General features: G+C 74.7%; 18 protein-coding genes. 9 read left to right on the forward strand and 9 right to left on the reverse strand.

Annotated features, from left to right (window positions below; all coding sequences use genetic code 11):
* Nucleotides 1-43: 43 nt before the first annotated feature.
* Nucleotides 44-1,420, forward strand: a complete 1,377-nt coding sequence (locus tag H0S66_RS12130; RefSeq protein ID WP_218876309.1) for a wax ester/triacylglycerol synthase family O-acyltransferase — start codon at nucleotides 44-46, stop codon at nucleotides 1,418-1,420.
* Between the two features lie 7 nt (nucleotides 1,421-1,427).
* Here the strand turns inward: H0S66_RS12130 and H0S66_RS12135 are convergent, their stop codons facing one another.
* Nucleotides 1,428-2,135 carry an acyltransferase gene (locus H0S66_RS12135; protein ID WP_258016884.1) on the reverse strand — a complete coding sequence of 236 codons (708 nt, stop codon included), beginning with the start codon at nucleotides 2,133-2,135 and terminating at the stop codon, nucleotides 1,428-1,430.
* Between the two features lie 53 nt (nucleotides 2,136-2,188).
* Between H0S66_RS12135 and H0S66_RS12140 the strand changes: the two genes are divergently transcribed.
* From H0S66_RS12140 to H0S66_RS12155, 4 genes are all read left to right on the forward strand, one after another.
* Nucleotides 2,189-3,334 carry a DNA glycosylase AlkZ-like family protein gene (locus tag H0S66_RS12140; RefSeq protein ID WP_179615612.1) on the forward strand — a complete coding sequence of 382 codons (1,146 nt, stop codon included), beginning with the start codon at nucleotides 2,189-2,191 and terminating at the stop codon, nucleotides 3,332-3,334.
* Nucleotides 3,335-3,443: 109 nt separating this feature from the next.
* Nucleotides 3,444-4,952: a serine/threonine-protein kinase gene (locus H0S66_RS12145; RefSeq protein ID WP_179615613.1), complete on the forward strand. Its 1,509-nt coding sequence runs from the start codon at nucleotides 3,444-3,446 to the stop codon at nucleotides 4,950-4,952.
* Between the two features lie 110 nt (nucleotides 4,953-5,062).
* Nucleotides 5,063-5,236, forward strand: a complete 174-nt coding sequence (locus tag H0S66_RS12150; protein ID WP_179615614.1) for a hypothetical protein — start codon at nucleotides 5,063-5,065, stop codon at nucleotides 5,234-5,236.
* A gap of 16 nt (nucleotides 5,237-5,252) precedes the next feature.
* Complete coding sequence (locus H0S66_RS12155; protein WP_179615615.1) at nucleotides 5,253-6,248, forward strand: alpha/beta hydrolase; 996 nt, start codon at nucleotides 5,253-5,255, stop codon at nucleotides 6,246-6,248.
* On the opposite strand, the gene H0S66_RS12160 is transcribed toward H0S66_RS12155, so the two are convergent.
* Nucleotides 6,232-6,552, reverse strand: a complete 321-nt coding sequence (locus H0S66_RS12160) for a DMT family transporter (protein WP_179615616.1) — start codon at nucleotides 6,550-6,552, stop codon at nucleotides 6,232-6,234. The two genes, H0S66_RS12155 and H0S66_RS12160, sit on opposite strands and share 17 nt — an antisense overlap.
* Nucleotides 6,553-6,584: 32 nt before the next feature.
* Between H0S66_RS12160 and H0S66_RS12165 the strand changes: the two genes are divergently transcribed.
* Together H0S66_RS12165 and H0S66_RS12170 are read left to right on the forward strand one after the other, a co-directional pair.
* Nucleotides 6,585-7,148, forward strand: coding sequence for a TetR/AcrR family transcriptional regulator (locus H0S66_RS12165; protein WP_179615617.1), 564 nt, complete (start codon nucleotides 6,585-6,587; stop codon nucleotides 7,146-7,148).
* 30 nt (nucleotides 7,149-7,178) lie between these two features.
* Nucleotides 7,179-8,162, forward strand: coding sequence for an SGNH/GDSL hydrolase family protein (locus H0S66_RS12170; RefSeq protein WP_179615618.1), 984 nt, complete (start codon nucleotides 7,179-7,181; stop codon nucleotides 8,160-8,162).
* A 122-nt stretch (nucleotides 8,163-8,284) separates the two neighbouring features.
* Here H0S66_RS12170 and H0S66_RS12175 read toward each other — a convergent pair whose 3' ends face one another.
* The gene (locus tag H0S66_RS12175) at nucleotides 8,285-9,262 is read right to left on the reverse strand and encodes a type IV toxin-antitoxin system AbiEi family antitoxin domain-containing protein (protein ID WP_179615619.1); all 978 of its coding nucleotides are present in this window, start codon (nucleotides 9,260-9,262) and stop codon (nucleotides 8,285-8,287) included.
* Between the two features lie 212 nt (nucleotides 9,263-9,474).
* Entirely contained in the window at nucleotides 9,475-10,989 is a 1,515-nt protein-coding gene (locus tag H0S66_RS12180) for an AtzH-like domain-containing protein (protein ID WP_258016885.1), read from the reverse strand.
* Nucleotides 10,990-11,032: 43 nt separating this feature from the next.
* Between H0S66_RS12180 and H0S66_RS12185 the strand changes: the two genes are divergently transcribed.
* A complete protein-coding gene (locus H0S66_RS12185; RefSeq protein WP_179615620.1) occupies nucleotides 11,033-11,368 on the forward strand; it encodes a YnfA family protein in 336 nt (111 codons plus the stop codon).
* Between the two features lie 7 nt (nucleotides 11,369-11,375).
* Here the strand turns inward: H0S66_RS12185 and H0S66_RS12190 are convergent, their stop codons facing one another.
* The gene (locus H0S66_RS12190) at nucleotides 11,376-11,564 is read right to left on the reverse strand and encodes a hypothetical protein (RefSeq protein ID WP_179615621.1); all 189 of its coding nucleotides are present in this window, start codon (nucleotides 11,562-11,564) and stop codon (nucleotides 11,376-11,378) included.
* 106 nt (nucleotides 11,565-11,670) lie between these two features.
* On the opposite strand from H0S66_RS12190, the gene H0S66_RS12195 reads away from it, so the two are divergent.
* Nucleotides 11,671-12,597, forward strand: a complete 927-nt coding sequence (locus H0S66_RS12195; protein WP_180923599.1) for an acyl-CoA thioesterase — start codon at nucleotides 11,671-11,673, stop codon at nucleotides 12,595-12,597.
* On the opposite strand, the gene H0S66_RS12200 is transcribed toward H0S66_RS12195, so the two are convergent.
* The 4 genes from H0S66_RS12200 to H0S66_RS12215 all read right to left on the reverse strand — a co-directional run bounded on the left by H0S66_RS12200 (nucleotide 12,519) and on the right by H0S66_RS12215 (nucleotide 18,654).
* Nucleotides 12,519-14,063 carry a sulfatase family protein gene (locus H0S66_RS12200; protein WP_179615623.1) on the reverse strand — a complete coding sequence of 515 codons (1,545 nt, stop codon included), beginning with the start codon at nucleotides 14,061-14,063 and terminating at the stop codon, nucleotides 12,519-12,521. The two genes, H0S66_RS12195 and H0S66_RS12200, sit on opposite strands and share 79 nt — an antisense overlap.
* A 56-nt stretch (nucleotides 14,064-14,119) precedes the next feature.
* On the reverse strand, nucleotides 14,120-15,721 hold the full coding sequence (locus H0S66_RS12205; protein WP_179615624.1) for a sulfatase family protein: 1,602 nt from the start codon (nucleotides 15,719-15,721) through the stop codon (nucleotides 14,120-14,122).
* Nucleotides 15,722-15,784: 63 nt separating this feature from the next.
* Nucleotides 15,785-17,095, reverse strand: coding sequence for an HNH endonuclease (locus H0S66_RS12210; RefSeq protein ID WP_179615625.1), 1,311 nt, complete (start codon nucleotides 17,093-17,095; stop codon nucleotides 15,785-15,787).
* Between the two features lie 89 nt (nucleotides 17,096-17,184).
* Nucleotides 17,185-18,654, reverse strand: coding sequence for a hypothetical protein (locus H0S66_RS12215; protein ID WP_179615626.1), 1,470 nt, complete (start codon nucleotides 18,652-18,654; stop codon nucleotides 17,185-17,187).
* Nucleotides 18,655-18,661 lie beyond the last annotated feature (7 nt).

Genomic DNA, 18,661 nt, shown 5'->3' on the forward strand with positions numbered 1-18,661 from the left:
GCCTTGGGAGGGGCCGGATGACGCTCGAGGACAGGACCACGCCGTGATCGGGCACCGCACCGAGCACCGGGTCGACCCGGTCGACGCGATCTGGCTCGGCATGGACCGGCCGCAGAACCTGATGGTCATCGAGTGCCTGATGTTCCTCGACGGCCCGCTCGACCGCGAGCGCTTCGACCGGGTCGTGCGCACCCGCCTCCTCGACGTCTACCCGGTCTTCTCCCGCCGGCCCGTGGCCGGCACCGGACGCCGGCGCCGCAGCAGGTGGCGCGACGTGCCCGACCTCGACCTCGACCAGCACGTGCGCGAGGTGCGGCTCCCGGCGCCCGGCGACGACGCCGCGCTGCAGGCCTACGTCAGCGGCTTCCTCGGCACCCCGCTGCGCCGCGACCGCCCGCTGTGGGAGATGCACCTGGTCGAGGGCCTCGACCGCGGCACCGCCCTCTACGTGCGCCTGCACCACGCGCTGGCCGACGGGATCGCGCTGACCCAGGTGCTGCTCTCGCTGACCGACGAGACCTCCGAGGGCGACCGCGACGGCACCCACGAGCCCGCGGCGCCGCACCGCGCGCTGGCCGACGTCGTGCAGGCCGCTCGCCGGGCCGCGCCCGAGGTGCCGGCGCTGCTGCGACCGGAGCGGGTGCGCCGCACCGTCCTGGAGGGCCTGCGCCTGGGCCTGAGCGGGGTGGCGGCGCTGCGCAAGCTGCTGGTGACCCGCAACCCCGACACCGGCCTGTCCGGCGACGCGGGGGAGCACAAGGTGGCGGTGTGGTCGGAGCCGATCGACCTCGGCGTCGTCAAGGACATCGCGCGGGGCTCGGGGGCCACGGTCAACGACGTGCTCGTCGCGGCGCTGGCCGGGTCGCTGGAGCAGTACCAGCTGGCCCACGACGGGCGCTCGGTCGACATCCCCACGATGATCCCGGTCAACCTGCGCCCGATGCACCTGCCGCTGCCGCGCGAGCTCGGCAACCGCTTCGCGCTGGTGCTCCTGCTGCTGCCCTCGGGGCTGCTCACCGCCGCCGACCGGCTGGCCGAGACCAAGCGGCGGATGGACACGATCAAGCGCTCCCCGGAGCCGGTCATCACGTTCGCGCTCATCCAGGGCATCGGCCGGCTGGGCGCCCGGCTGAGCCGGATGCTGGTGACCTTCTTCGCCGGCAAGGCCACCGGGGTCACCACCAACGTGCCGGGCCCGCGCGAGGCGCGCTACTTCGCAGGCACCCGGATCAGCGGGCTGCTGGGCTGGGTGCCCGGGTCGGGCGACCAGACGCTCGGGACCTGCATCTTCACCTACGCCGGCACCGTGCGGGTCGGCTTCAAGGCCGACACCCGCGTCATCCCCGACCCCGAGAAGATCCTCGAGGCCTTCCACACCGAGCTCGACGACCTGGCCCGGACGGTCGCCGCCACCGGCTGAGCCGGGCTCAGCCCTCGGCCAGCCGGGCGAGCATCTCGGCCTGCGGCACCACCGGCCGCACGTCGCCGCGCGAGCCGACCCAACCCACGTCGGGCTCCAGGCGGCGTACGACGCGCGCGGGGTTGCCGGCCACCACCGCGTGGTCCTCGACCTCGCCGCGGACCACCGACCCGGCGGCCACCACGACGTTGCGCCCCAGCCGGGCGCCCGGCATCACCATCGCGCCGTGGCCCAGCCACGAGCCGGCGCCGACGACGACCGGGTCGTGGGCGCCGAACTGCTTGCCGACCGGCATCGTGGGGTCCTGGTAGCCGTGGCTGGTGTCGGTGATGAAGACGCCCTGGCCGCAGAACACCCCGTCGCCGATCTCGATCGACTCGTGGGCGGTGAAGGAGCTGCGGGCGCCGATGGCGCACCGGTCGCCGATCACCAGCCCGCGGGGCGGGGCGGTGGGGTCGCCGGCGCCGTACCCGACCGAGAGCGTCACCGAGCGCCCGATGAGGGTGTCCTCGCCGATGTGGATCGAGGCGGGGTTGAGGATGGTGGCGGGCGCGAACCCGATGCTGCTGCCGCGCCCCAGGCTGCCGAACGCGGCGGCCGAGGGGGAGCCGGGCACGATCTCGCCGAGGCCGTCGACGTAGCGCCACGCGGCGTGCAGGCCCCGGTGGAGGCCCCGGTGGAGGCCTCGGTGGAGGAGCGCGCTGAGAGGGGTCACGGCGGCGACTGTAGTGGGCGCGGGCGTCGGCCGGGGCGCCTACGCTGCCAGGCATGGGCACGGATCGAGGTAGCAGCGGCCCGCGCGTGCTGAGCGCCCAGCAGGCGCGCCGGGTGGCGGTGCGCGCCCAGCTGCTCGACGCGCCGGCCCGGCGTCGCGGCCTCGACGTGCTCGAGGTGGTGCGGGCGCTGACGATGGTGCAGGTCGACCTGACCACGCGGGTGGCGCCGAGCGCCGAGCTGGTGCTGTGGAGCCGGCTCGGCGGGGGCCTCGACCGCGGCGAGCTGGCCGACCGCTGCGAGGAGCAGCGGCTGGTCGAGATCTCGATGCGCCTGGTGCACCACGCCGACGTCGCGCTGCACCGCGCCGAGATGGCGGTGTGGCCCGACCCCGACCTGCACGACGCCTACGAGCACCAGGCCTGGGAGTGGGTGCTCGACAACGGCGGCTGCCGCGCCGACGTGCTCGAGCGGCTGCGCGCCGACGGGCCGCTGCCGGCCACCGCGCTGCCCGACACCTGCGTGCGCCCGTGGGGCTCCTCGGGGTGGAGCAACGGCAAGAACGTCGCCAAGCTGCTGCAGGTGCTCGCGGCGCGCGGCGAGGTCGCGGTCGCCGGGCGCGAGGGCTGCGCTCCGCTGTGGGACCTCGCCGAGCGGGTGTACGCCGACGACGAGCTGCCGCCGGTCCACGACGCGCTGCACGAGCGCGCCGTACGCCGCCTGCGGGCGCTTGGCCTGGCCCGGGAGCGCTCGGCGAAGGTGCCGGGCCCCGACCCCGACCACGTCGGCGCGGTGGGGGAGGCGGTGGTGGTCGAGGGCCTGCGCGGGCAGTGGCGTGCCGACCCCGACCAGCTCGCCGCCCTCGACGAGCCCTTCGAGGGCCGGGTGGCGCTGCTCTCGCCGCTCGACCGGCTGGTCTTCGACCGGAAGCGGATGGCCGAGCTCCTCGACTTCGACTACCAGCTCGAGATGTACAAGCCGGCCGCGAAGCGGCGCTGGGGCTACTACGCGCTGCCGGTGCTGGTCGGCGACCGGCTGCTCGGCAAGGTCGACGCCACCGCCGACCGGCGCGCCGGGGCGCTGGTGGTGCACGCCGTGCACGAGGACGAGCCCTTCGACGCCGCCACCCGCGAGGCGGTGCGCGCCGAGGTCGAGGACCTCGCCGGGTGGCTCGGCCTGGAGCCGGTGCTGCCCAGTTGAGGCGGCGGATCGAGGGGAGCCCACCCCTCCGCGCGCGTGGACGGGGCCCCGATCGGGTATGCAGGGTGGGCGAGCAACGGCCCCGCCAGGGGCGCCGAAGGGGGAACGGATGGCACCGGAGCTGATCGCGGGGCGCTACCGCGTCGAGCGCGAGCTGGGGCGCGGCGGGATGGGCGCGGTCTGGCTGTGCCGTGACGAGCTGCTGGGCCGCGAGGTCGCGGTCAAGGAGATCGGGGCGCTGCCCGGCGAGGCGGCCGACCTGGCCCGGGCGCTGCGCGAGGCCCGCCGCTCGGCGGCGCTGCAGCACCCCAACGTGGTCTCGGTCTTCGACGCCGTCGAGGAGGGCGACCACACCTGGCTGGTCATGGAGTACGTGCCCTCGCGCACGCTGTCGCAGCTGGTGCGCGAGGAAGGGCCGCTCGCACCGCGCCGGGTGGCCGCGATCGGGGCGCAGGTCGCCGACGGGCTCGCGCTGGCCCACGAGAGCGGCACCGTGCACCGCGACGTCAAGCCCGGCAACATCCTGGTCAAGGAAGGCGACCACGCGAAGATCTCCGACTTCGGGATCGCCCGCAGCGACACCCTCGACGAGCACCGCACCCAGACCGGGCTGATGACCGGCACGCCCGCCTACTTCTCGCCCGAGCTGGCCCGCGGCGCCGACTCCTCGCCCGCCTCCGACGTGTGGGCGCTGGGCGCCACCCTCTACTCCGCGGTCGAGGGCCGCCCGCCCTTCGCGACCCGCGAGAACGCCATCGCCACCCTGCACGCCATCGCCCACGAGCAGCCCGAGCCGCCCCGCCGGGCCGGTGCGCTCGCCGGGCTGCTGGGCCACATGCTCGAGCCCGACCCCCAGGCCCGCTGGTCGATGGCCCAGGTGGCGCGCGAGCTGCGCGCCGTCGCCGACGGCGGGGCGGGCGTCGAGGACACCCGCGTCGACGAGACCGGCGCCGCCACCCAGCTGTTCCCCGCGCCCGCTCCGCAGCCGGAGCCACAGCCGGAGCCGGAGCCGGAACCACGACCGACGCCCGTGGCCGCGGCCGCACCCGCCGCGCCCGCCCCGCAGGAGCGGCGTACGCGCCGGGCGGGGTGGGTGGTCGCGGCCGTCGTGCTGCTGCTGCTGCTCGCGGTCGGCGGGCTGGTGTGGGTCGCCACCTCCGGCGACGACGAGGGCGACGCCCCCTCGGCGGGGGAGAGCACGTCGGCGCCGTCGGGGTCGTCCGAGCCCACCGACGAGCCGACCGAGGACCCGACCGATGAGACCACCGGCCCCACGTCCGAGCCCAGCGGGTCGAGCGAGCCGCCGGCCGCGACCCAGGGGGTGCGCGGTCAGGAGGCCGTGGCGCTGCTGGAGGACTACTACGCGGCGCTGCCCGGCGACCGCGACGCGGGCTGGGCCACCCTGTCACCCGACCTGCAGGACCAGATCGGGCGCGAGAGCTACGACGGGTTCTGGTCGACCATCTCCACCGTCGAGATCATCGCCATCCAGGACGTCGGCGGCGGCTCCGTCGACGTGACCCTCACCTACGACGGCGGCTCGCGCGAGACCCGGCGGCTGCAGGTGGCCGAGGTCGACGGGGAGCCGAGAATCGTCGCCGACCGCGTGGTCGGCTGAGCCGGCCACCACCAAGGGGTGAGGTGGCATGACCCGGCGCGGCGCTGGGTAGGGGAGTGGGGTCCACGCAAGATCAGTCGGCGCAGCGCGCCGGCGAGGAGGGAGACACCATGATCGGCAGCATCGTGAGCAGGTTCCTGGGCAAGGGCGGCGGTCGTCGTCCGGCCGGCGGCGGCATGGGCGGTGGCATGGGCGCGGGCGCCGGCCGCGCCGGTGGCTCGAGCAGCGACGCGGCGATCGGTCGCGGCGTGAAGGGCCTGCTCGGCAGGTTCATGCGACGCTGAGGCACCCGCACCGACGATGAGCGAGCAGCCGCCCCTGGGGGTACGCGCGCTCGACGCGCTGTTCCGCGCCACGCCGGCGATGTCGGTGGCGCGGATGAGCGAGGAGCGGTTGCGCCGGGTCCAGGGGGCCACCATCCCCGCCCGGGGCCCGGCCAACCTGCTCCTGGGTCGCCCGCGCGGCGGGGTGCGCATCAGCACCCGCACCTTCCCCGCCAGCCACGGCGAGCTGCCGCTGCGGCTCTACGTGCCGCAGCGGCCCGCGCTCGGGCCGCGCCCCGTGGTGCTGCACCTGCACGGCGGCGGCTTCGTGCTCGGCAGCGCCCGCCAGGGCGACTGGCTGTGCAGCGCGGTCGCCGACGACCTCGACGCCGTCGTGGTGGCCGTCGACTATCGGCTCGCCCCCACCCACCGCTTCCCCGCCGCGCTCGACGACTGCTACGAGGCGCTGCTGTGGACCGTCGAGCACGCCCACGTCCTGGGCGCCGACCCCGAGCGCCTGGGCCTGATGGGCGACAGCGCCGGCGGCAACCTCGCCGCGGTGCTCGCGCTGCGGGCCCGCGAGGAGTCCGGGCCGGCGGTGCTGCACCAGGCGCTGCTCTACCCCGCGACCGACCTCACCGAGGCGCTGCGCGAGCACGCGTCGTACGTCGGCAACCGCGGCATCGTGCTGAGCAACGACGACCTCGAGATCTTCTACGGCCACTACCTGCCCGAGGGGACCGACCCGACCGACTGGCGGCTCTCGCCGGTGCACGCCCCCGACCTGGCCGGCCTGCCGCCGGCCGTGGTGGTCGTCGCCGGGCTCGACCCGCTGCACGACAGCGGGGTGCGCTACGCCGAGGCGCTGGTCGCCTCCGGCACCCCGGCCCGGGTGGAGGACTTCCACCTGATGCCGCACGGGTTCCTCAGCTTCCCCTACCTGGCGCGCAGCGCCCGGCCCGCGCTCGAGGCGGTGGTCGCCGACCAGCGCCGGCACCTGGGCGGGGACCCGCCGATCAGTGGGCACCGCTGAGGTTCAGCCCGACCACGCCGACCACCACCAGACCCAGCGACACGGCGCGGACCCAGCCCAGCGGCTCGCCCAGCAGCACCACGCCGACGACCGCGACCAGGGCGGTGCCCAGGCCGGCCCACACGGCGTACGCCACCGAGACCGGCATGGTGCGCACCACCAGCGACAGCAGCCACAGGGCGACGGCGTAGCCGGCGACCACCACGGCGGTCCACCCCGGTCGGGTGAACCCGTCGGTGCGCGGCAGGCTGGCCGTCGCGGCCACCTCGACCACGATCGCCAGCGTCAGGAGCAGGGCAGGCACCCCGCCAGTGTAGCGATCGCTACACTTGTCGGATGCCCCGACGCGAACAGCTGCTCGACGAGGTCACCGACCACGTCCTCGAGCACGGCCTGATCGGGCTGACGCTGCGCCCGGTCGCGGCGGCGATCGGCACCAGCGACCGGATGCTGATCTACCACTTCGAGAACCGCGACGCGCTGGTCTCGGCGGTCGTGCAGCGGGTCAACGAGCGGGCGGTGGCCGCGGTCGAGGCGCTGCCGTCGCGGCGCACGGTCCGGGCCGGGGTGCACGGGCTGTGGGAGGCGTTCAGCACCCCGCCGCTGCAGGCCCTGATCACCTCCTACGTGCAGGCCGCCGCCACCGGGCTGCTGGGCGAGGAGCCCTACCGCAGCGACGTGCAGGCCTCCAACGCCGAGTGGGCGGCCGCGCTGCGCGACTACTTCGTGCGCTGCGGGGCCCCGCCGCGACGCGCGCGGCGGGTCGTGCGCCTCGTCGACGCCTCGCTGGTGGGGCTGCACGTCGACCTCGCCACCGAGACCTCCGACCAGCTCGCCGGGGTCGTCGACGACCTCGCCCGCGCCGCCCAGGGCCTGGCCCACCCCGAGACCGTGGCGTGACCTGCGTCACCCCGGCGCGTTGAGCAGGGCATGACGGCACGTCCCCACGCCCTGCTGGCCCTGCTCGCCCCGTTGGTGGGCGCCCTGCTCGCCGCCCCCGGCGCGGACCCCGGCGTCGCCGCTGCCGCGCCGGCCGAGCGGCGGCTGCCGACGTTCACCGAGTACGTCGCGCTCGGCGACTCCTGGACAGCCGACGTGGTGCTCGTCGACCGCTACGGCCTGCCCGACACCACCCACGCCCCGATCGACTGCGCGCAGTCGAAGTCGAACTACCCCAAGATCGTGGCCGAGGCGCTGGCGGTGCCGGTCTTCCGCGACGCCTCCTGCGGCTCGGCCACCACCAAGCACTTCCGACGACCCCAGGAGGGCCTGCCCCTGGGCGGCACCAACCCGCCTCAGTTCGACCGGCTCACCCGCACCACCGACCTGGTCAGCGTCGGCATCGGCGGCAACGACGCCGGCATCGCCGGTGCCGGCCTCGACTGCCTCAACCTGATCCCGGTCGAGAACCCTGTCTCCGACAGCGGCCCCGGGCTCCCGCTCGGCGGCTGCAAGGCCAAGTACACCGCCGGTGGCGAGGACCAGCTGGCCCAGCGGATCAAGGCGTCCGAGATCAAGCTCGTCAAGGCGCTGCGCCAGATCCACCGCCGCGCCCCGCGGGCCCGGATCCTGGTGATGGACTACCTCGACGTGGTGCCCGACCACGGCTGCTACCCGACCCTGCCGGCCACCGACGAGGACATGGCCTACATCTCCGCCAAGTTCCGCCAGCTCAACAAGATGGTGCACCGGGCCGCGCGGCGCGGCGGCGCCGAGGTCGTCAACACCTACCGCCAGAGCGCCGGGCACGACCTGTGCCAGGCACCCCAGGTGCGCTGGGCCGAGACCTACGGGCCCTCGGTCAACGACCCCGCCGTCGGCGTGCCCGCCCACCCCAACGCCGCCGGCGCCCGCGCCCAGGCGGCGTACCTGCTCCAGCACCTGCGCGACACCGACCCCGACGTCTACCGCTGAGCGGGCGCCTTGCATGAGTCCCCGGCCGACCGGGGACTCCTGCACTTGTCAGGGGTTGCAACACCTGACAAGCGAGCGACTCGCCCGACCAGTGCGGCAGCCCGGTCCCGCCGTACGACGGCTCAGGCGCTGAGCGGGGGCGGCGAGAGCACCGCCCCGATACGTCGGGCGGTCGCGGGACCCCGCTCGAGGTCGGGCCAGTCCACCCGGACCGGTCGCCAGCCGGTGGCCTCGCACACCTCCTGCTCGCGCTTCTTCTCGCGCAGCACCGCGTCGGTGACGCTCTCGCCGGGGCGCAGCAGCTTGGTGTACTTCACCTTGCCGTCGAACTCCATGAAGACACCCAGGTCCGGCCAGGCGAAGTCGACCCTCGCCACGAGCCGGCCCCACCGGTCGCGCACCTCGTACTGCGGCACCGGCATGGGCAGCCCGTTGGCCCAGCACAGGTAGAGCAGCCGGCTCTCGCCCACCGACTCCAGCCGTGGGTCGCAGAGGCGCAGGACGATGTTGGCGGTCAAGGTGCCTGGCCAGTGGTCCATCGGCTCGGTGATGTCCTCTCCGAGGGCCCGGTAGCGCGTCTCGAGCGCCTCCCGGGTGGTCAGCCCGCGGTGCAGCAGGTCGTTGACCACGCACAGCGCGGCCTCGGCACGGCCGGTGGTGGTCATCTCGAGACCCAGCCGCGTCGGCGACGAGACGACCAGCCCGCCGCGGGTCGCCGTGTCCCCGGGCAGCAGCTTGCCGCGGTGCTGCTGGACGCCCGCCTCGCGACGCCCCGCCTTCCGGTCGGGCCTGGTCACGTGCACGTCGGTGAGGTCGAGCCCCCAGTCCGGTGCACCCCAGAACGGCACCGCCGAGGCGTGCGAGACCACCAGGTCGGTCCCGCCCTGGGCCACCACCGCACGAGCCCGCAACCCGTTGCGGCCCGCCTCGTCGAGGGCGTCGTACGACGCTCTGCTGACGTAGGCGCCCCAGCGGACCTTGGCCAGGTCGCCGCGCGCGACGGCGCGGGAGATGGCTCGGTCCGTCCAGCCGCTCGCGACGAGGTCCTTGCGGAGGTGGAGGGGAGTGAGCAACGGGTCGTGAGGAGTCAGTTCGTCCATGCCCCCGGTGCTGCCCCGGGCACCGGCGGGCCTACCTGGGTGGGTGCTGGCCTGTGGACGACGAGCCGTCGGGGAGGGGTTGGGGTCAGCTGGTGGCTCGACCCAGGTCTGGCCAGCGGCGTACTTGGTGGGCGAGTCCCTCACTTGTCAGGTGTTGCAACCCCTGACAAGTGCAGGAGTCCCCGGCTGACCGGGGACTCATGCAGCCGGGCTCAGGCCAACGAGGCGGCGAGGGCCAGCAGGTCGCGGTCGCGTCCGGGGGCGGCGGTGAGGCTGACGCCGCAGGGCAGCCCGGCGGCGGTGCGCAGCGGCAGGGTGACGGCCGGCATCGCGGCGAGCGGGGCGAGGCAGGTCAACGAGAGCGTGGGCTCGCGCAGGGCGGCGAGGTCGCTGCCGAGCAGCGGCGCGACCGACGGCGTGGTGGGGGTGACCAGCACCCGGTCGCCGACCAGCTCGCGCAGCCGGGCGCGGGCGGCCAGCACGACCTCCTGGGCGCGCTCGGCGGTGCGCTCGTCGATGCTGGCGGCGTGGCTGAAGCGGGCGCGGGCCTCGTGGCCCAGCACGTCGAGGCGGTCACGCAGCCAGGCGCCGCGCACGGTCCAGGCCTCCCACGACTGCTGGGTGACGAAGGCGCGCCGCCACTCGGCCAGCTCGCCGAGCGACCAGCTCTCGCGCACCACCAGCCCCTGGGTGGCCACCCAGCCCTCGACGGCCTCGCGCACGTCGGGCTCGGCGAGGTCGAGCAGCTCGGGCACCAGCACCAGCTCGCCGCTGCCACGGGCGGAGGAGTCGGGCAGCAGCACGTCGCCGACGAGCGCGAGCAGGTCGGCGTCGCGGGTCATCCAGCCGACGGTGTCGAAGCTCGGCGCCAGCGCCAGCACCCCGTGGGTGCCGATCGCGCCGTGCGTGGTGCGCACGCCGTACAGGCCCTGGTAGGCCGCGGGCACCCGCGACGAGCCGCCGGTGTCGGTGCCGAGCCCGATGGTGGCGTGGCCCAGCGAGACCGCGCTGGCCGGGCCCGACGAGGAGCCGCCCGGCACCCGGTACGGCGCCCGCGGGTTGGGCGGGGCGCCGAAGTGCGGGTTGGTGCCGAAGAGCGACCAGGCCAGCTCGTCGGTGCGCGCGATGCCGCGCAGGTCGGCGCCGGCCTCGACCAGGCCCAGCACCGCCTTGGCGTCGCCGCGCTCGATCGGGGCGGCCGCCTCCCACGCCGGGTTGCCGCCGCCGACGGGGTGGCCGGCCACGGCGTAGACGTCCTTGACCGCCACGCTCTCGCCCGACAGCGGCCCGCCGGGCGTGCCGGGCACCAGCGGGTCGCCGACCACTCGCCACACGCGGGCGTCGAGGGCCGGCGCCGGCTCGGAGGTGTGCGCGGCGGTGACCATCCAGCCGGCGTCGGTGCGCGCCCACAGCTGGGTCTGCTGCCCGCGCCCGCCCGAGGCGTGCTCGGTCACGGCCACCACCAGCGCGTGGTCGGGGTCGGTGACCTGCACGTGGGTCTGCACCAGCCGCCGCGGCCCGGGCGCGACGGCGTACGCGGTGATCGCGCTGCTGCCCACGAGCAGCCCGCGCGGGTCCCCGGCCAGGGTGCTGGTGCCCGGGGCGACGAAGCGGGCCAGCGCCGCGGTGTCACCCTCGGCGACGGCGCGCTCGTGGGCGCGGAAGGCCTCCACCAGCCCGTCGGGGACGGGCAGTGCTGGTCCGGGGGTCGTGCCTGGCTGCTCCACGCCGCCGAGTCTGCCCTGTCGAGGGGCCTGCGAGACTGCTGCCGTGCCCGTCGCCACCTCGTTGCTGCTCTTCACCCTGGCCGCCCTCGCCGAGATCGGCGGCGCCTGGCTGGTCTGGCAGGGGGTGCGCGAGGACCGCGGCCTGCTCTGGGTCGGCGCCGGCGTGGTCGCGCTGGGGCTCTACGGGCTGGTGGCCACGCTCCAGCCCGACGCGAACTTCGGGCGCATCCTGGCGGCGTACGGCGGGGTCTTCGTCGCCGGCTCGCTGGCCTGGGGGATGGTCGTCGACGGGTTCCGGCCCGACCGCTTCGACCTGACCGGCGCCGCGCTGTGCCTCGTCGGCGTCGCGGTCATCATGTACTCGCCGCGCGCCGGCTGAGCGCCGCTCAGTCGCTGTCGTCGACCCGCTCCTGCGGGGCGTGGAGCTCGACGTCGGAGTCGGGGTCGGTGGCGTTGAGCTGCTCGTCGGGGTCCTTGTCGAGCCGCTCCGCGACGTCGGCCTGCGACAGGCCCTCCTCGTCGGGCACGCCCTCGGTGTGGAGCGGCTGGTCGTCGCGGCCGTGCAGGGTGCCCATGTCGTCCTCCGGGTGCTCGGGTGCTGGGGTGCTGGTCGTCCCACCGTGGCCCGTCGGGCGGCGGCTGGCTACACCCCCTCGTCGGCGGGTCGGTACCTTGCCACCCATGACCACCCAGCAGGCCGAGTTCGACGTCGACACCACCGTGACCCCCGCCGGTGAGGGCCGGTACGCCGCGCAGCTCGCGCCGGGCTGGAAGGTCGGGGGAGGGCTCAACGGCGGCTACCAGCTGGCCGTGGTCGGCACCGCGATCAGCACCCACCTGGCCGACAAGCCCGACCCGGTCGCGATCAGCGCCTACTACCTCTCCGCCGCGGAGGCCGGCCCGGCCACCGTCGACGTCGAGGTCAAGCGCGCCGGCGGGCGGATGTCGACGGTCGCGGCCGAGCTGAAGCAGGGCGAGGCCACCCGGCTCACCGTGCTGGCGACCTACTCCGACCTCGACCGCTTCGAGGGCGACGTGCGCACCACCGCGACCGAGCCCGACCTGCCGCCGCGCGAGGAGTGCGTGGGCCGGGCCGACGTGCCGTCGTACGTGCTGGAGATGGCGCCGCTGATGTCGCGCTTCGACATGCGCTTCCCGCGCGACCAGGCGGGCTGGACCACGGGCCAGCCCAGCGGCCGGGGGCGCTTCCAGGCGTGGTTCCGGCTGGAGGGTGAGCGGGAGCCCGACCCGCTGTCGCTGCTGCTGGTGCTCGACGCGCTGCCGCCGGTGACCTTCGACCTGGGCGTGATGGGCTGGGCGCCGACGCTCGAGCTCTCCGCCCACGTGCGCGCGAAGCCGGCGCCGGGGTGGCTCAAGGTGCAGCACCGCACCCGCAACCTGGCCGGCGGGATGTTCGAGGAGGACTGCGAGGTCTGGGACTCCACCGGTCGCCTCGTCGCGCAGTCGCGGCAGCTGGCGCTGCGCCGCGCCCGGCCTGAGCCCCGCCCGGCCGACCGCGGCCCAGCGGGTCAGCGCGGCGCGGGCTCCGGCCCGAAGTCCTGCTGCTCGCACCGGCGTACGCCGGCGCAGTCGGCGAGCCGCTGGTAGCGGCGCCGCAGCTCGGTCCGCACTCCTCGGTACGACGCCTGCCCGGCGACGTTGCGCAGCTGGCCGGGGTCCCGGCGCCGGTCGTAGAGCTCCTCGAAGCCGTCCCACCAGCGCGTGTAGGTGTAGCGCCCGGTGCGGACCCCGCGCCAGGCCCAGCCGAAGGCGGCGAGCTGCCGGCGGTCGCCGGTGCCGGCCTGGATGAGCGAGGTGTCGTTGACCGGGGCGCCGCTGCGCCACACCGGGCGCAGGCTGATCCCGTCGGTGTGCCCGGCCGCGCGCACGTCGTCGAGCACGCCGGCGAGGTCGAGGAAGGTCGGCGCCAGGTCGACCAGCGTGGCCGTCGCCCGGCTGCGGCTGCCCGGCTCGATGCCGGGGCCACGGACCAGGAACGGCACCTGCAGCGCCTCCTCGTAGGGGAAGTTCTTGCCGAAGATCCGGTGCTCGCCTAGCAAGTAGCCGTTGTCGCTGACGAAGACGACCAGGGTGTTGTCGAGCTCGCCGGTGCTGCGCAGCGCCCGCACCATCCGGGCGTTGGCCTCGTCGATCGCCTGCAGCGACCGGGCCCGGTCGCGCACGTGGCGGGTCAGGTGGTCGAGCGGGAAGCGCTTGCGGCGGCGTACGACGCCGGGCTTGTCGGAGACGTCGTCCTCGTTGAAGGACTTCTTGGTGCGGTTGCTGACCTGGAGGTCGCGGAACATGTCGGCGTGGCGTCGGGCGGGGACCGCTGAGCGCCAGCCCTTGACGAAAGCGGTGTGCGGGCCCACGTGGGAGGCCCACAGGAAGAACGGCTCGGGCTCGGAGGCGTACTGCTTGATCAGCCGCACCGACTCCCCGCGCACGATGTCGGCGACGTACTTGCGGCCGAAGCCGCGGGGCTCGCCGTCGTTGTAGAAGGTGGTGCCGTAGTAGGAGTAGGTCTTCTTGCCGGTGGGGGAGTAGAAGTCCCAGCCGCGGGGGCGGGGCTCCTCGAAGGAGTAGCCGTTGAGGTTCTTGCCGATGAAGGCCGTGCGGTAGCCGGCGTCCTGCAGCCAGGGGCCGATGTTCTGCTTCTCGTTGCGGCGGATGAAGGCCGACCAGCCGCCGTGGGGGCCGTCGTTGTGGCGCACCCCGTTGTTGTGGGCGTACTCGCCGGTGAGGATCTCCGCGCGGGCGGGGCAGCACAGCGGGTGGGGGCTGATGGCGTCGGTGAAGTCGAGGCCCTGACGCCGCAGCAGCCGGCGGGTGCGCGGCATGAACCGCAGCTCGTCGTCGGTCTGGTCGTCGGTGGTGATCAGCACGATGTTGGGGCGCTGCGGCTCGGCGGCCGCGACCGGATTCTCCGCGCCCCGGGAGTCCTCGCCGGGCCGGGTCGTCTGGTCCGAGGCCCGGCTCGCGGGCAGGCCGCCCACCAGGAGGGCCAGCGCCAGCGCCAGCAGCAGGAGAGGCGTCAGGGCGCGCGCCGCGGCAGGGCGCAGTCGAGGGAGCACGAGGCGAGAGGGTGCCACGCCGGCGACGAGGCGGGTTCTTCTTCCCCGGATCACGCTCAGCGCGGTGAGGGGACGGCCCCGAAGTCCTGCTGCTCGCACTCGCGCACGCCGGTGCAGTCGGCGAGCCGCTCGTAGCGTCGGCGCAGCTCGCGGCGCACCCCCCGGTACAACGCCTGCCCGGCGACGTTGCGCAGCTCGCCGGGGTCACGGCGGCGGTCGTAGAGCTCCTCGAAGCCGTCCCACCAGCGCGTGTAGGTGTAGCGCCCGGTGCGGACCCCGCGCCAGGCCCAGCCGAAGGCGGCCAGCGCCTCGGGGTCGCTGGTGCCGGCCTGGATGAGCGAGGTGTCGTTGACGGGGGCGACCTCGGCCCAGACGGGGCGCAGGCTGATCCCGTCGGTGTGGCCGGCCGCGCGCACGTCGTCGAGCACTCCCGCGTAGTCCAGGAACGTGGGGGCGAGGTCGACCATGCTGGCGGTGGCGCGGCTGGTCGTGCCCGGCTCGATGCCGGGGCCGCGGGCCAGCAGCGGCACCTGGAGCGCCTCGTCGTAGGGCACGTCCTTGCCGAAGTAGCGGTGCTCGCCGAGCAGGAACCCGTTGTCGCTGACGAAGACCACGAGGGTGTCGTCGAGCTCGCCGCTGCGGCGCAGCGCCCGGATGGTGCGCGCGTTGGCCTGGTCGATGGCCTGCAGCGACCGGGCCCGGTCGCGGACCTGCTTGGTGAGCTTGACCAGCGACAGCTTGCCCCGCCTGCTGATGAAGGGCGGCTTGTCGCTGACGTCGGCCTCGTTGAAGGAGGCCTTGGCGCGGGTGCTGACCTGCAGGTCGCCGAAGAGGCCGGCGTGGCGCCGTGCGGGGACCGGCGAGCGCCACCCGTCGACGTACGCCGCGTGCGGGCCGACGTGGGAGGCCCACAGGAAGAACGGCTCGGGCTCGGCGGCCCAGGCCTTGATCAGGCGGACCGACTCGTCGCGCACGATGTCGGCGACGTACTTGTCGCCGAAGCCGCGGGGCCGGCCGTCGTTGTAGAAGGTGGTGCCGTAGTAGGAGTAGGTGCGTTCGCCGGTGGGGGAGAAGAAGTCCCAGCCGCGCGGGCGCGGGGCGGCGAAGGTGTACTCGTTGAGGTTCTTGCCCACGAACGCGGTGCGGTAGCCCGCCCGGCGCAGCCAGGGGCCGAGGTTCTCCTTCTCGTTGTCCGCCACGAACGCCGACCAGCCGCCGTGGGGGCCGTCGTTGTGGCGCACACCGTTGTTGTGGGCGTACTCGCCGGTGAGGATCTCCGCGCGGGCCGGGCAGCACAGCGGGTGGGGGTTGATGGCGTCGGTGAACTCGATGCCCGCGGCCCCCAGCAGCCGCCGGGTGCGCGGCATGAACCGCAGCTCGGCATCGCTCTGGTCGTCGGTGGTGATCAGCACGATGTTGGGTCGTGGCTGGCGCTGCTTCGGCTCGTACGTCGCCCGCTCGGGCTCGGCGGTGGTCTCGCGCTCCGCGGGGGCAGGGGGCGGCACCGCCCGCTCGCTGCGGCGGGGGCGCTGCGGCCGCTCGCCGTCGTCGGTCTGCGCCGGCCAGGTCGCCACGATCAGCGCCAGCACCACGGCCGCGACGACCACCAGCACGGCGCCACTGAGCCGCACCCGTGTCGGCAGTCGCGAGATCCTCACGCTTCCTAGACGGTGCTGGGGAGCGGTCGGTTGCCTTCGAGGCTCAACTTTTTCGGCGCGGGGTCAGGCGGCGGGCGTGTAGTCGTCGAGGACGATCTGCAGGCGGGGGTGGAGGATGTCGACCCGTGGTCGCGTTGGTGCTGCTGTGACTGGTGGGTCGCCGGGTGGGAGGTCGGGTGCCCTCGAGCGGACCTGGTGTCCGGTGGGGGTGGTCGTGACGACGGTGCTGCCCTCGGTGGTGGCGGTGAAGCCGGGGGCTTCCTTGGCCTGGTTGCAGGCCTCGCAGAGGCCTTGTCCGTTGGTGGCGCTGGTGGGGCCGCCGGCGTGGTCGGGGACCACGTGGTCGTGGTGCCGGATCGGGGCGTCGCACCACGGGGTGCGGCACGACTGGTCGCGCAGGTCGATGAACAGCCCCAGGCCGGCGGGGAAGGCGCGTGCCCGGGAGTCCATCGCGACCAGCGCCCCGGTGCTGGTGGTGTAGAGCCTGCGCAGCGTCGCCTGCGCCTGCTCGACCGCGGTGGCGACCAGCTCACGGGCGAACCCGGCTGGCACCGGCCCGTAGCCGGCGACCCAACCGGGCTGGTGGCCGCCGCCGAGGAGGGTGGCGTCGGAGACCGTCAGGTTCACCGCCACCGGCACCGCAGGAACTGGCGCCGGCTCGGCGGGGCGGTCGGTGAGCACGGAGGTGACCAGGGTGTCGGCCATGACCTGCCCGCGGGAGCGCTCATCGCCACTCGCACGGGCGGAGTCGGCGGCGCGGGTGAGCGCGGCGTAGGCAGCGACGCCTTGGGCGACCGGGAGCAGCGCGGTCAGGTAGGTCATCGTGTCGGGTGCGGGTCGCAGGGACACGTACCGCTCGCTCTCGGCCTTTCGGGAGCGCTTCAGCGCGGCGTGCGGGTCGACCTCGTAGGCGCGGGCCCGGGCCGCGGCGACCAGCCGCTTGTCGCCCCAGCCGTCGGTGGTCTCGGGGTCGGCCATCAGCTCCGCATCGACCCGGCGCCGGTCCTGCAGCGACAGGCACGCGGTCTCGCGGGCCAGGAGGGTGGCGCGCCACTCGCTGCACCAACCGGCGCGCATCGCGGCCAGGGTGTGCGGCATCTCGGCCACCAGCATCTTCGCCAACCCGAGGTGGCGAGCGCCCCGGTTGGGAGACTCCCGCCTCGCCAGCCCGACCTGCGAGGCCACCCCGACACCCTGCCGCTCAGTGGGCAATCCGGCCGCGGCGTGGCGGCGGCGTACGACCTCGTCGAGACGAGCAGTCAGCTCCACCTGCAGCGCGCCGAGTCGGCACTTCTGCTCCTCCGCGGCCCGCAACGCCTCGACCAGCTCGGCCTCGCCACAGGCGAAGTCGGTGGCGGGGGGAGCGGAGGTCATGCCCCGATTTTACTCGAACGTGAGTTCGACGGCTAGAGCTGTGTGAGATCTGTGGACGACTTCGTCCCACTCCCCAAGGCCGGCCTCGGTCAGGCAGCAGACCCGTTGCAGTCGTCGTCGCGCAGCACGGGTCCGGTCGTCCGCCACCACGCGGCCGCTCGTTGGGAAGCTCGGTCGAGGCCCGCGACCTCCTCCAGCCGTTGCGGCGCGACCATCCCCAGTGTCAGCGTGACCCCGTAGCGGACGTCGGGATCGCTGGTGCCTGCGGCCAGCGCGACGAGTGCGTCGGCCTCGGCGGCGGTGAGTGGGCGCGGCGACAGGCTCAGGGCGTACAGAGCCTCCCGCTGGGACTCGGAGACGGTCGTGGCGCAAGCGCGCTCGACCATCTCGTCGGTGCGACCGCCGTGCCCCAAGGCTCCGAGAAGAGCCCAGGCGCGCAGGCCCACGACAGGGTTGTCGTCCTGGGTCAGGCTCAGGGCCCGTTCGGCGACCACAGCGGCGTACGGGCTCGCGCCGAGCGTGCGGCCGGCCAGGGAGCGCCGCCAGCCGTGCACGTGGAACAACGCCTCCTGGACCAGGCGGTCGAGCATCAGGTCGGGCTCGGGCGTGGTGCGGGTCGACCCGGCCGTGTCGACCTGGGCACCCCAGCCAACGCGCTTCCCGATGCCGCGCGAGAGCTGCAGCGGCACCAGCGAGGCCTGCTCCCGGGCGCGGAGCACGGTCTCGCGGGTCCCGACGTGGCGGATCGCCGTGACCAGCCGGTCGAACGCGGCTGCGGGGAGGTGGGTGGCGAGGTCGAGGGTGGAGAGCGCCTCGCTGGTGCTGGTGGTGCGCGCGAGCCGGCGCGCGCACATCGCCTCCAGCTCGTGCTGCGCCGCATGGTCGAGATGGCCCCGAGCGAGCTTGGTGGTGACCACGCCGAGCGTGCCCGACCGCAGTCGTCGGCTCGAGCTCCGCAAGAGCTTGAGCACCAGGTCGGAGGCGCCCGGGCCGTCCACCTCGGCGAGCAGCGAGAGCACCGGAGTCACGACCTGCACGTCGCGTCGGGTCAGCCAGCGCCCGGCTGCGCGCAAGAGGTGCGGCTGGGCGACCGGGTGGTCGAGCAGAGTCACGCACGCCTCGTGCCGGCGGTGGTGGGCGACCCCGCGCGTGCGCGCCAGCTCCGAGACCAACCGGTCGCAGACCGCCTGCCACAGCGGCGACGGCATGTAGAAGTGGTGGAAGGCGCTGACCGCAACGGCCCAGGAGAGCCACTCGGCCCCGTTGACGCGCGCCCCGGCCCGACCCGCCCGGTCGAGGATGTCGTCGATCTCCGCCGCCGGAGGTGCGGGCACCTCGGCGAGAGCGGCACGTTCCTCGAGGTGGCCAGAGGACCTGGCCATCAGTCGCGAGATCGCCAGCAACCGGGCCCGTGGCTGGTCCGCCTCCTGCTCGTAGAGCGCCGTCACCGGTGCGGGCACCGCGTGGTTGCCCGACTCCCAGCGGCTGATGCGGCTCACGTCAGCGGTGATCTGCTCAGCGCGCAGTCGACGGGCCAGCTCGGCACGCGTGCGCAGCACGGCCGGC

It is taken from the genome of Nocardioides marinisabuli (genome assembly GCF_013466785.1).
Taxonomy (GTDB): domain Bacteria; phylum Actinomycetota; class Actinomycetes; order Propionibacteriales; family Nocardioidaceae; genus Nocardioides; species Nocardioides marinisabuli.